Annotated in this window: 11 protein-coding genes; 4 read left to right on the top strand and 7 right to left on the bottom strand. The window is 60.9% G+C overall.

Features of this window, described 5'->3' with window-relative positions; genetic code table 11:
• Nucleotides 1-16 precede the first annotated feature (16 nt).
• Together RXV86_RS11640 and RXV86_RS11635 are read left to right on the top strand one after the other, a co-directional pair.
• Nucleotides 17-940: a DMT family transporter gene (locus RXV86_RS11640; RefSeq protein ID WP_316299787.1), complete on the top strand. Its 924-nt coding sequence runs from the start codon at nt 17-19 to the stop codon at nt 938-940.
• 4 nt (nt 941-944) lie between these two features.
• On the top strand, nt 945-1442 hold the full coding sequence (locus tag RXV86_RS11635; protein WP_316299785.1) for a 2-dehydro-3-deoxygalactonokinase: 498 nt from the start codon (nt 945-947) through the stop codon (nt 1440-1442).
• Here RXV86_RS11635 and RXV86_RS11630 read toward each other — a convergent pair.
• From RXV86_RS11630 to RXV86_RS11600, 7 genes are all read right to left on the bottom strand, one after another.
• Nucleotides 1439-2368 carry a metal ABC transporter permease gene (locus RXV86_RS11630; protein WP_316299783.1) on the bottom strand — a complete coding sequence of 310 codons (930 nt, stop codon included), beginning with the start codon at nt 2366-2368 and terminating at the stop codon, nt 1439-1441. The genes RXV86_RS11635 and RXV86_RS11630 overlap by 4 nt on opposite strands.
• The gene (locus RXV86_RS11625) at nt 2365-3546 is read right to left on the bottom strand and encodes a metal ABC transporter permease (protein ID WP_316299782.1); all 1182 of its coding nucleotides are present in this window, start codon (nt 3544-3546) and stop codon (nt 2365-2367) included. Before RXV86_RS11625 ends, RXV86_RS11630 begins: the two co-directional genes overlap by 4 nt.
• A 3-nt stretch (nt 3547-3549) precedes the next feature.
• Nucleotides 3550-4350 carry a metal ABC transporter ATP-binding protein gene (locus RXV86_RS11620; RefSeq protein ID WP_316300263.1) on the bottom strand — a complete coding sequence of 267 codons (801 nt, stop codon included), beginning with the start codon at nt 4348-4350 and terminating at the stop codon, nt 3550-3552.
• Between the two features lie 7 nt (nt 4351-4357).
• Nucleotides 4358-5314 (bottom strand): zinc ABC transporter substrate-binding protein, encoded by a 957-nt coding sequence (locus tag RXV86_RS11615; RefSeq protein WP_316299780.1) that lies wholly within the window; start codon nt 5312-5314, stop codon nt 4358-4360.
• Nucleotides 5315-5413: 99 nt separating this feature from the next.
• Complete coding sequence (locus RXV86_RS11610; protein ID WP_316299778.1) at nt 5414-6379, bottom strand: ATP-binding protein; 966 nt, start codon at nt 6377-6379, stop codon at nt 5414-5416.
• Nucleotides 6364-7050, bottom strand: coding sequence for a response regulator transcription factor (locus RXV86_RS11605; RefSeq protein WP_316299776.1), 687 nt, complete (start codon nt 7048-7050; stop codon nt 6364-6366). The genes RXV86_RS11610 and RXV86_RS11605 overlap by 16 nt, the downstream gene beginning before the upstream one ends.
• A complete protein-coding gene (locus RXV86_RS11600; RefSeq protein ID WP_316299774.1) occupies nt 7035-8525 on the bottom strand; it encodes a DUF4173 domain-containing protein in 1491 nt (496 codons plus the stop codon). The genes RXV86_RS11605 and RXV86_RS11600 overlap by 16 nt, the downstream gene beginning before the upstream one ends.
• A 151-nt stretch (nt 8526-8676) precedes the next feature.
• Between RXV86_RS11600 and deoC the strand changes: the two genes are divergently transcribed.
• Together deoC and RXV86_RS11590 are read left to right on the top strand one after the other, a co-directional pair.
• The gene (deoC, locus tag RXV86_RS11595) at nt 8677-9660 is read left to right on the top strand and encodes a deoxyribose-phosphate aldolase (RefSeq protein WP_316299773.1); all 984 of its coding nucleotides are present in this window, start codon (nt 8677-8679) and stop codon (nt 9658-9660) included.
• A gap of 4 nt (nt 9661-9664) precedes the next feature.
• On the top strand, nt 9665-12007 hold the full coding sequence (locus RXV86_RS11590; protein WP_316299771.1) for an aldehyde dehydrogenase family protein: 2343 nt from the start codon (nt 9665-9667) through the stop codon (nt 12005-12007).
• Nucleotides 12008-12028: the final 21 nt, after the last annotated feature.

Here is a 12028-nt window from a genome sequence, read left to right as displayed (position 1 = left end):
ACGGAAAGGACGCGCGATGTCGCCGCTCAAGGGAATTGCCCTGAAACTGGCTTCGGTGGTGATGTTTGTCACCATGGCTTCGCTGATCAAGGCGGTGTCGGATCACGTGCCGCCGGGAGAGGCGGTTTTCTTCCGCTCGTTCTTTGCCATTCCAGTGATCATCGGCTGGCTTTGGGCACGGGGCGATTTGCGCACCGGTCTGAAGGTGGCGTCCCCCATTGGCCATTTCTGGCGCGGGTTTGTCGGCACCACCGCGATGGGGCTGATGTTTGCGGGGCTGGGTCTGTTGCCCCTGCCCGAGGTTACGGCGATCGGGTTTGCCGCACCGATCCTGACGGTGGTTTTTGCCGCGATGTTTCTGAATGAACCGGTGGGGTTCTTCCGGCTGAGTGCGGTTGGCCTTGGCCTTGTCGGGGTGTTGGTGGTTTTGTCACCGCGCCTGACGGCGTTTTCCAGCGACACGGTCGAGACAACCCAGGCGCTGGGCGCGCTGGTGGTTCTCGCAGGGGCGGGCTGTGCCGCATTGGCGCAGGTTTACATTCGCAAGCTGGTGGCAACCGAACAGACCTCGGCCATCGTGTTCTACTTTTCGCTGAGCGCGACGGTGTTTTCGCTTTTCACTCTGCCGTTTGGCTGGATCATGCCCAGCGGATACGAGGCGACGCTGTTGATCCTGGCTGGGCTGATCGGGGGGGTTGGACAAATCCTGCTGACCTCGGCTTATCGCTTTGCAGGGGCGAGTGTAGTGGCGCCGTTTGACTATGCGTCGATGCTGTTTGCGCTGGTGATCGGCTACTTTGTCTTTGACGAGGTGCCAACCGGGCAGATGCTGATCGGGGCGGGGATTGTCATTTGCGCCGGCGTGGTGATTATCCTGAGGGAACATCGCCTGGGTCTGAAACGGGGCCGGGCACGCAAGAACATGACGCCGCAGGGGTGATTTGATGAGCGACGGGGTTATGGTGCCGGCACCGGCCGAGGGACAGGGTGCATTGATCCAGAGACAACCGCGCGGGCGGTTGGAACCGGAAGCGCGAGCGCTGGTAGCGGGTTTTGCCAAGGCCAATCCGAAGTGGGACGGGGTGGTGGTGATCCCGAGCGATCCGAGCCATTGGGTGCATCTGAGTGCCGGTGAGGTGGTTAGTTTCCAATCCTTCCTGACGGTACGATTGGCATCGGCATTGGGGGCCGAGGGCGCCGTGCCGGAGATGGAACAGCTGGGCGATACGATGGTGCGACCCGAAAAGTTGGCGATGCACCTGCGTGCGGCCGAGTTGGGCGGCAATAGAGACGAGATTCTGGGTGCTTTGCTTGGAGCCGAAATGGCCGCAACTAAGGTTTTCTGGCTGGGGCAACAGGTGGTCGTTCTGGGCGAAGGCGTTTGGGCTGACAGCTATGTCGAAGCACTGACCAAACAGGGTGTTCCAGTGGCGCGGAGTTAGATTTCCTGTGCCGCTCCGGTGCGACTGCGACAAGGGCCGATGAGCGCCGCAACAGCGAGGATCATGCCCGACACGGTAGCAATCATGCCTGCCGCGCTGACTGAGTTGTTGAAACCAAGCCAGAGCGGACCGTAACCCGCAAGGACGTAGCCGAGCACCGCAGAGAGGATAGCGAAACCCGCGCTCCACAGAAGTTGATGTTCGAGGCGGTTGGTCATCAGCCGGGCAGCCGCTGGCGGGCAGATGAACATGGCGATGACGATAATCGAACCGACCGCATCGAAGGCAGCGACGGCAGCGATGGCGGCGGCGATCACCAGACCCATGGACAGCGCGGTGACCGGCAAGCCGATGGCGCGGGCAAAGCCCTCGTCGAAGGTGGCGATCTTGAGCGGGCGCCAGAAGGCAATGGTCAGGACGGTGATGGCAAGGAATACAATTGCCATGCGGGGAAGCTCTGGCGGGAGGCCAGCAAGGGCCTGTGTATCCAGAAGCGACTCCCACCCCATGGCGTCAAGCCAGATCAGGCTTTCGAGGTTCCCGTAAAGCGCGTGTTCCACATCGAGGTGCACGGTCGAGGTATCGGACTGTTCCAAAAGCAGTACCCCGGCGGCAAAAAGCGTGGTGAACACCACCCCCATTGCGGCGCCTGGCTCGATCCGCCCAAGGCGGCGGATTGTTTCGATCAACACCACCGCGAGAATCGCAGCCCCCGCCGCGCCCAGCATCATCGGCCAGGTCGAAACGGTGCCGGTGATCAGGAAGCCGATGACGATGCCAGGCAAGACGACGTGACTGATCGCATCACCGATCAGGGCTTGTTTGCGCAGCACAAGGAAATTGCCCGGAATGGCACAGGCCAGCGCGGCGAATGTGCCGATCAAGAGTGGCGGCAACGAGAGGGGGACAAACTCGGCGCCGCTCATACCAGGGCCTCTGGTGTAAGCGTGCGGTCGATCAAGGCGATCTGATCAGCGGTCAGAACAGACTCGATCGGGCGCAACCCGTCATAAAGCGCAGCGGCGGCTTCGAAATCGGGATCCGCGCGCAGGAGCTGCCAGCGACGTTCATCAAGCAGGGATTTGGCGGCAGCGGCTCTGCCTTGGTCGGTGGCCACGCCATCGGGACGGGCGTGACCTGCGCGGCGCAACAGACGCAGGGTAAGGCGTTCGTAGATCGGTTGTCCCTGAGCCAAGGCAAGCAGACCTTGGCGGACGTGGACCTGACGCTGGTAGTGACGATATCGTAGCGCGGCAGCAAGGATTCCGCGATGGGGCGACAGGAAGAAGCCGGTGGCAAAAAGCGCGAAGGCGACGAGTACAATGATCGGGCCAGTGGGCAGGTTGGGCGCGGAGGCCGACAGCAGCGTTCCGACAAGACCAGCGATGCCGCCCAGTGCGCCGGACAAGAGAACAACGCGGTCGGCGCGGTCCGTCCAGAAGCGTGCGGCAGCCGGGGGTATGATCAGCAGAGCGACGATCAGGATCAGGCCGACAATCTTGAGCCCCACCACCGTGACGGCGAGAACAAGCCCCATCATGGCAAGGTCGATCCGGGTGACATCCCGGCCGGTGGCGGCAGCGTATTCAGGGTCAAAGGTGACGATCAGCATCGGGCGTCTGAGCAGCAGAACCAAGGCGAGGGCAAGTGCGCCGCCCACGACAATAACCAAGGCGTCGGTGTAGAGCATGCCTGCAGTGGAGCCGAGCAGAAATCCTTCCAAGCCCGCCTGACGACCCGCATTCAGAGACTGAATAACGGTAAGAAGCACTATCCCGAAGCCGAAGAAGACAGAAAGAACCGCGCCGATGGCAGCGTCCTCGGCCAGGCGGGTCCGGCGCGACAGCCAGCTGACGGCCAACAGACCAGCCCAGGCCGACATGGCGGATCCAAGAAGGAGGCCGGGCAGGGAGCGGCCATCGCCACCCAGCGCAACCATGACCATGAAGGCCAGCGCAACGCCGGGCAGGGTGGCGTGGGAGATGGCGTCCGACACCAGCGCCCGTTTGCGCAGGAATAGGAAAGTTCCGGTCACCCCGGCTGCCACGCCCAACAAGGTCGCACCGACTGCCACGAGCGCCGCGTTATAGCCGAGGTCAAGCATGGATCAGACTGCCAGATTATTGATTTGTCCAGCTGCAAGGCGACCACCATAGGCGGTTTGCAGATTGTCCTGGGTAAAGGCCGTGTCCACCGGGCCCTCGGCCACGCGGGTGGTGTTGATCAGGAAGACATGGTCGAAATACTCGGGGATGGTGGCCAGGTCGTGATGCACGGCAATGACAGTCTTGCCTTCGTCCCGCAGGGATTTCAGCACGTTGATGATGGCCTTTTCGGTGGCGGCATCGACCCCGGCGAAAGGTTCATCCAGAAGATAGACATGCGCCTCTTGCGCCAAGGCGCGGGCGAGGAAAACACGCTGTTGCTGACCACCGGAAAGCTGCCCGATCTGGCGATGGGCAAAGTCCTGCATGCCGACGCGTGTCAGGCAGGACATGGCCTTGTCGGTATGCGCCTTGCGGGTGCGGCGCAAGAGGCCCAACTCGCGGGAAAGGCCCATCAGCACCACGTCGATCACCCGCGCGGGGAAGTCCCAATCAACGCTGGCGCGTTGCGGCACATAGGCGATGGTGTGCATTTGCTCGGCAATCGGCTGCCCCATGACACGCACGGTGCCCGAAATTGGTTTGACGATACCCAGCGCGGCCTTGAGCAGGGTCGATTTTCCGGCGCCGTTGGGACCGATGATCGCGCTCATCACGCCCTTTGGAAAAGTGGCATCGACCGAAAAAACGGCGGGTTTCTCACCATAGCTGACCGTGAGACCGCGAATGGCAAGGGCGGCGGCGTCAAGCGATGTGTCGGTGACGGTCTGACCGTTTTGCGAAGCCAGTTCGAGTTGGGTCATTGGGTCCTCACGATCCGGCGGCGAGACGGCCATTCAGCCCCCTGTCCGGTGCGGTGCCGCCCAAGGCGCGGGCGATGGTTGTAACATTGTGGTCAATCATGCCGATATAGGTGCCTTCATAGCTGCCGTCGGGGCCCATGGCGTCAGAGAACAGCTCGCCACCGATTTGCACCATGTGACCGCGTGCCGCGGCGCCTTCGATCAGGGCGCGGATGTTGCGGTCGGAAACCGAGGTTTCGACAAAGGTGGCGGTGATCTTGCGCGTGACCAAAAGGTCGACCAGCTCGGCAATGCGGTTGAGACCAGCCTCGGATTCTGTCGAGATGCCCTGAATGCCGATCACCTCATAGCCGAAACTGCGGCCGAAATAGCCGAAGGCATCATGGGCGGTCAGCAAGACCCGAGCCGGTTCGGGCACGGTGGCAAGCGTGGTCTCGGCATAGGATTGCAACGCCTGCATCTGGGTCAGGTAAGCGACAGTGCTGGCCTCGATCTGGTCCTGCGCATTGGGCAGCTTGGCAATGATGGCACCGGCGATCTGGCGGACGACATGGGTCCAGAGGGTCGGCACCATCCAGACGTGCGGGTCTTTCTTGTCAGCATAGTTCGGGTGCGCGATCAGCTGTTCCGGCGGCACGGCGACGCCAACCGCATGCATCGACACACGACGCGAGAGTTTATCGAAGAGGTCCTCCATCTGCGCCTCGAGATAGAGACCGTGGCGCAAAACGACATCGGCGCGCGTGAGCGTTACAATGTCGGAGCGGGTCTGGCGATAGGAATGGGGGTCAACGCCGGGGCCCATCAGCGCCTGCACCTCGACCAGATCGCCACCAATTTGGCGGGCAGTGTCGGCGATCATGCCGGTAGTTGCCACGAGTTTGAGCTTTCCTGCAGCACGTACCGGACCGGCCAGCGCGGCGCTGGCGGCAAGGGTCAGGAAATGACGGCGCTGAAGGTGCACGGGTTAAACCCCTCGTTCATCAAGGACAGAGTGAATATGAGAGTCATTCGCAAGAGTGTCAATGCTATTGCGAATTATTCGCAAGAAAGCGCCAACGGGTCAGAAGCGGATGTCGAAAGCGGTACCATGATCTGAGGGGACAAGGGCGATGGACGCGCCCGAGGATTCGAGAATGGCCTGCACGATGGCAAGGCCCAAACCTGTGCCGCCACTGTCGCGCCGGGTGGTAAAAAAGGGATCGAAAATACGGGACTGATCACCGGGGAAGATGCCGGTACCGTCATCCTGAATGTGCAAGGTTTGAGGCGAATTATGCAATGTTAGAGACTGTGCTCCGTGAGCTACGCTATTCTGAGCGAGTTGTTCGAGGACCGCCAGAAGGCCATCGGCATCGAAAGAAACCAGACCGGATCGGGCAACGTTGATTTCCAGCGGCGTGCGTTTTGACAAAGCGGCCACAACGGCGTCCAGATCGGAGGGGCCACGCGACATGGGCGTGCGAGCCGCGGCAAGACGGCGCAGATCGTTCAAAAGGCGCTCCATCCTTGCCGACGAGGTACGAATCGTGTCGAGAAGCGGCACGCGATCGGCTTCGTCCAGGTCACCGGAAAGAAGCTCGGCAGCGGCGGAAATGCTTGTCAGCGGTGACTTCATCTCGTGGGTAACGTGGTCGGAATAGGCACGAATGCCGGCCTCGCGGCTTTGCAGGGTGGTGGCCATGTCATGCACCGCTTCGCCAAGCGCTGTGAGTTCAGGCGTGCCGAAATGCGGTGGCAGGGGCAGATCGCGATGACCCTCTTTGACCGCCTTGGCGTAGGTGGTGAGCGCATAAACCGGGCGCAAAACAAGACGCCAGAGGAGAAAACCGAGGATCACGGTGGAAACAACCGCCATCCAGGCGATGAGCCAGGAGGTTTCGCCCCATCCGAGGATATTCCCGGCAAGTTTGAAATAGCCGATACCCAGAAGCGGCAGGCAAAGCACGGCCGCCAGCGTACCGCCTATGACAAGCGCCAGGGGCGGGCGCCATTTGCGGGTGATGGGGTCGATCACGCGCCTTTGCATGCGCCCATCCTGATGCCGACCCCATGCACGGTTTCGATGGCATCCCCTGCCCCGGCCTCGCGCAGCTTGCCGCGCAAGTTGCGCAGGTGACTGTCAAGGGTTCGGTCCGACACGTGGATGACCGGACCATATACCGCATCGGAAAGCTGAGGCTTGGAATAGACGTTTTCCGGCCGCGCCATGAGAAGAGCCAAGATTGCCATTTCACGCTGTGTTAGAGCCACATTCGATCCGTTAAAACGACAAAGATGGCGGTTGGGATCAAGCTCCAGAAGGCCACGTTGCATGACGCCATTGGCGGTGGTGTTGCCTTGGCTGCGCTTGAGGATGGCACGGACACGGGCGACGAGTTCGCGCGGGGAAAAGGGTTTCGAGACATAGTCGTCGCCGCCCAGTTCAAGACCGAGGATTCGGTCGATCTCGTCATCGCGGGCGGTGAGGAAGAGGATGGGCGTTTGTTTCTCGGCCCGCAGACGGCGGCAGAGCTCGAAACCGTCCATGGCGGGCAGGCCAATGTCGAGAATGATGAGATCGTCCTGCCCGTTCAAGGCCTTGGCCAGACCCTCTGCACCGTCCCCGGCCTCGCGCGTTTTGAGCCCGGCCTGCTTCAGGGCGATGCGCAGCACGCTTCGGATCTCGGGGTCATCATCTATGATCAATATGTCGGCCATGGAGCCTCCGAACCGGCCTTGAATGCGGAAAGGCTACGCGCTGTACGCCAGTCGCGAAAGCCCCATTCGCGCCAGTCCGAGGACAGATGGAACGGCTGGATTGACGAGCCATAGCAGATTGTGGTGCCTGTGGTGATTTCGTTCTGGCGAATGACCGGCAGGGCCGCGCTGTCCAGCGAACAGAGGTAATGTGCGTCGCGCACCACGTCATGGGTAAGGTTATATTGGGTGATGGTGGCAGCAAAACTGTTGAGGGAACAAAGGTAAAGCACCATCACGCCCAGCGCCGCGCAACGTTTGAGGAGCCAAGCGGCAGTCTGGTCACGAAGGACCTGAGCGATGACAAGCGTGATACCGATGGCAACTGTGCCCATCCAGACCATCGCGGCCAGTCGAAATTGGGTCAACCCGTAGACCGACACATAAGATTCCAAGCGGATTAGAGACGAAATGACCAGCAGAAGGGTCTGTGCCATCCAGAACAGGAGAGCGGCACGGAGGGTGATGTTACCACGCACGAAAGGCCTTACGGCGAGGGCGAAGGCCCCGGCCAGAAGCGCGGTCGCCAACAGTGGATAGGCACCGCGATGGGCATATTCAGCGTAACTCATCCCCGAGGGCAGAGAGGCACCGCCCGAGAAGATAGCGATGTCCGGCAAGGTTTGAATCGCGAAGACCGCGTTGAACAGGATCAGCGAGCGGCGGATGGATTGGGCGTTGAAGAAGGCGGGCAGGGTGCGGGTCTTGCCCGCGGCGAAACCTAGCAACAAACGCTGCACCATGAATCGCAGTGACAGGAAAGGCCACGCGAGGAAGCCGACCCCGGCCCAAAAGATCATGCGATCGGGGTTGAGGTTCGAAGGGCCGCGAAAGGTGGTGTTCAGCCATCCCTCAAGCACTGGATTGGCGTTGATGAGAAGCAACAGGAAGAGCAGGCCCAGCCCAAGCGGCAGGAACCAGCCAAGATAGGCGGAGCGCAGGTTGCCGCGCATCTCGATCCCATCGGTGGACTTGGTGAGTTCGATCAGGTTCAAGACCACAAGGCCCGGTGCGTGCAGGACGAAGCGAAGCCCTGCAGCAAGTGTCGGCCAACGGGCGAGTGCGACACAGGTGGCACCGGCGATCATGCCGGTGACCCAGAAAAAGAACGAGAGGGCCTGGACCCTCTCGATCACGGGGATGAACAGGACGAAGGCCACCACAAGGCCCGATGTGCCACGACGTCCGGCGAGAACCCAGGCAACCAGCAAAACCATCATACCGAACACCGCCAGCGAGATGCCAGGCGCGGCCACTTGCCAAAGAAGGAAATCAGCCAGAGCAATCAGGCCAACCAAAGCCCCCGCCCGCATCGGCCAAAGGGGGCTCTCCAGACCGGGGTCTTGCGGGCGGGGGCGCGGTGGCATGCTGCTCGTCAGCCACCATGCATCCATGGCGAGGGAATTTGGAACACCACGGAGAAGAAAGGTTTTCATTTGCCTGTCCCTTTTTTGTTTGGTTGCGTTCAGGGGTAGGCGGCGGGCGTGCAGGGATGCCGGGAGTGTTTGTGCAGTTTTTTCGCAGATTGGGGTGCTTGCATGGGCTGTCTGTGCGTGACACGTTCGGAATAGGTGTCGGGAGAGGGCGATGCAAAAAGAGACAGAGATGACGACGCTGCCGCAGAAGGTTGAAATGCGAAATCCGGGCATGGCGCTGGACCTGGATTGGGTACGGCGGGTGCAGGCCAACACGTCAGCGATCGAACGGCGCGCGGCAACCTTGCCGGGGCGGCGTAGCGTCAAAAAGGATTACCAGGCGGCTTGGCTGTGTAAGGCGGTGAGCTGTATCGACCTAACCACCCTGTCGGGCGATGACACGGCGGGTCGGGTGCGCCGTCTCTGTGCCAAGGCGCGCCAACCGGTGCGAGCCGATCTGCTGAAAGCACTGGATATGCAGGGGCTGACCGTAGGCGCGATCTGTGTCTATCACGACATGATTGCCCCAGCGGTCGAGGCGCTGGACGGATCGGGTATTCCGGTGGCGGCTGTGTCCACCGGCTTTCCGGCGGGGTTGTCGCCGTTTCACCTGCGGGTGAAAGAGATCGAGGAGAGCGTCAAGGCCGGGGCACGGGAGATCGATATCGTGATCTCGCGCCGGCATGTTCTGAGTGGCAATTGGCAAGCACTCTATGACGAGATGCGCACCTTTCGGGCTGCCTGTGGCGAGGCGCATGTAAAGGCGATCCTGGCAACCGGCGAGCTTGGCACTCTGCGCAATGTGGCGCGGGCAAGCGTGGTCTGCATGATGGCGGGTGCGGATTTCATCAAGACCTCGACCGGCAAGGAAAGCGTCAATGCGACGCTGCCGGTGAGCTTGGTGATGATCCGGGCGATTCGAGACTATTACGGCCGAACTGGTGCGAAAGTTGGCTACAAACCAGCAGGCGGTATTTCCAAAGCCAAGGACGCGGTGACCTATCTGACGTTGATCAAGGAAGAACTGGGAAATGACTGGCTGGATCCGCATCTTTTCCGGTTCGGGGCGTCGAGCCTGCTGGGAGATATCGAGCGGCAGTTAGAGCATCATGTGACCGGTCGGTATTCGGCCAGCTACAGACATGCGATGGGATGAGCAGATGAGCGTGAAAGAGATTTTTCAAAGCATGGACTATGGCCCGGCCCCGGAAGGCGCCGCCGAGGCGTTTGCCTGGCTGGTGGATCAGGGGGATCGGTTCGGGCATTTCATCAATGGCGAATTCACCGCGCCGAGGGGCGATTTTTCTTCAAAAAATCCGGCCAATGGCGAGACCTTGGCGCATCTTAGTCAAGCGATACAAGGTGAGGTGGATGCCGCCGTTGTGGCTGCGCGCAAAGCACAGCCGAAATGGCAGAGGCTGGGCGGGCATGGACGGGCGAAATACCTATATGCGCTGGCACGGTTATTGCAGAAGCACGGGCGGCTTTTTGCCGTGCTGGAGACGTTGGACAATGGCAAGCCGATCCGGGAAAGCCGGGACATCGACATACCCCTGGTCCAGCGGCATTTCTATTACCACGCGGGCATGGCGCAGCTGATGGAGAGCGAATTGCCCGAGCGCGAGGCGCTTGGGGTTTGCGGGCAGATTATTCCATGGAACTTTCCGATGTTGATGCTGGCATGGAAAGTGGCCCCGGCGATTGCGATGGGCAATGCGGTGGTGTTGAAACCTGCCGAATACACCTCGCTTACGGCGCTGTTGTTTGCTGATATCTGCCGGCAGGCAGGGCTGCCCAAGGGAGTTGTGAATATCGTCACCGGTGACGGCGCGGTGGGCGAGATGATCGTGACCCATCCGGATATCGACAAGATCGCCTTTACCGGATCGACCGAGGTGGGGCGGAAAATCCGCGAAGCGACAGCAGGGAGCGGTAAGGGACTGACCCTCGAGCTGGGGGGTAAGAGCCCGTATATCGTGTTTGACGATGCCGATGTTGATAGCGCGGTCGAAGGACTGGTCGATGCGATCTGGTTCAATCAGGGCCAGGTTTGCTGTGCCGGGTCGCGGCTATTGGTTCAGGAAGGCATTGCACAGGATTTTCACGACAAGCTGAAGGCGCGGATGCAGACCCTGCGGATCGGCTCACCCATGGACAAATGCGTCGATGTAGGGGCCGTGGTGGACCCGGTGCAATTGCAGACGATCACCGAGATGGTCGATAGCTGCGATGAGGGTAAGGTATTCCGTGCAGATACTCCCTTGCCGGTGGAAGGGTGTTTCTATCCTCCGACGCTGATTACCGGTCTCGAATCCTCGCACCGGCTGATGCAAGAAGAGGTTTTCGGGCCAGTGCTTGTGTCGACCACATTCCGCACGCCGAGCGAGGCGGTGAACCTGGCCAACAATACGCGCTACGGACTGGCGGCGAGTGTCTGGACCGAGAATGTGAACCTGGCACTGGACGTGGCACCCAAGCTGGCCGCTGGGGTCATCTGGGTAAATGGAACTAACATGTTCGATGCCGCCGCGGGCTTTGGTGGAGTGCGTGAAAGCGGGTTTGGCCGTGAGGGGGGTTGGGAAGGACTAAGTGCCTATACAAAGCCCAAGGGACGGGTTCGGCAACTGACAAAAATAGAGCCTAACCCTGCCAAAGACGGCCCGGATGGCGGGATTGACCAGACGGCGAAGCTTTATGTAGGGGGCAAGCAGAAGCGGCCCGATGGCGGGTATTCACGGGGCATTTTTTCCAAGTCGGGCAAATTGTTGGGCCAGGCACCGATTGCCAATCGCAAAGATATCCGCAACGCCGTCGAAGCGGCGCGCGGCGCAGCCAGTTGGAGCAAGACCACCGGACATCTGAGGGCGCAGATCCTTTACTATGTCGCCGAGAACCTGGCGGCGCGGGCCGACGAATTTGCCAAACGCATTGATACGATGAAAGGCGGACGCCAGGGAGCCAAGGAGGTGGAGGCCAGCATCAATCGGCTGTTCACCTATGCCGCCTGGGCCGACAAGTACGACGGGCAGGCCCATGGTGTGCCAATCCGGGGTGTGGCGCTGGCGATGCGCGAGCCGGTTGGGGTGATCGGCGCGGTCTGTGCCGACGAAGCGCCGTTGCTGGGGCTGGTCACTGCAATAGGGGCGGCAATGTCTATGGGCAATCGCGCGGTGCTGATCGCATCCGAGCCCTACCCGCTGGCGGCGACTGATTTCTATCAGGTGCTGGAAACCTCGGACGTGCCGGGGGGCGTAGTGAATATCCTTACCGGGGCGCATAACGAGCTGGCCCCGACTCTGGCCGGGCATATGGATGTGGATTCGGTCTGGAGTTTCTCATCGTCGGACATTTCCGGGATGATCGAGCACGAAAGCGCCGGAAACCTGAAGCGCAGTTGGGTCAACAACGGCACGGCGCGGGATTGGTATGGCGAAGGAGATAGCCGCGTATTCCTGGAAGCCGCGACCGAGGTGAAAAATATCTGGGTGCCCTACGGCGAGTGACGGAGGGTGCGTGAAATCACG

Origin of the sequence: Aliisedimentitalea sp. MJ-SS2 (genome assembly GCF_032586155.1) — a bacterium.
GTDB lineage: Bacteria > Pseudomonadota > Alphaproteobacteria > Rhodobacterales > Rhodobacteraceae > JAWHTC01.
This window is presented reverse-complemented; position numbering and strand designations above follow the sequence as displayed.

Excerpts from the sequence above, each read along its gene's own strand:
- RXV86_RS11640 (WP_316299787.1), top strand. The coding sequence starts at position 17 with ATGTCGCCGCTCAAGGGAATTGCCCTGAAACTGGCTTCGGTGGTGATG.
- RXV86_RS11635 (WP_316299785.1), top strand. The coding sequence starts at position 945 with ATGAGCGACGGGGTTATGGTGCCGGCACCGGCCGAGGGACAGGGTGCA.
- RXV86_RS11630 (WP_316299783.1), bottom strand. The coding sequence starts at position 2,368 with ATGAGCGGCGCCGAGTTTGTCCCCCTCTCGTTGCCGCCACTCTTGATC.
- RXV86_RS11625 (WP_316299782.1), bottom strand. The coding sequence starts at position 3,546 with ATGCTTGACCTCGGCTATAACGCGGCGCTCGTGGCAGTCGGTGCGACC.
- RXV86_RS11620 (WP_316300263.1), bottom strand. The coding sequence starts at position 4,350 with ATGACCCAACTCGAACTGGCTTCGCAAAACGGTCAGACCGTCACCGAC.
- RXV86_RS11610 (WP_316299778.1), bottom strand. The coding sequence starts at position 6,379 with ATGCAAAGGCGCGTGATCGACCCCATCACCCGCAAATGGCGCCCGCCC.
- RXV86_RS11605 (WP_316299776.1), bottom strand. The coding sequence starts at position 7,050 with ATGGCCGACATATTGATCATAGATGATGACCCCGAGATCCGAAGCGTG.
- RXV86_RS11600 (WP_316299774.1), bottom strand. The coding sequence starts at position 8,525 with ATGAAAACCTTTCTTCTCCGTGGTGTTCCAAATTCCCTCGCCATGGAT.
- deoC (WP_316299773.1), top strand. The coding sequence starts at position 8,677 with ATGCAAAAAGAGACAGAGATGACGACGCTGCCGCAGAAGGTTGAAATG.
- RXV86_RS11590 (WP_316299771.1), top strand. The coding sequence starts at position 9,665 with ATGAGCGTGAAAGAGATTTTTCAAAGCATGGACTATGGCCCGGCCCCG.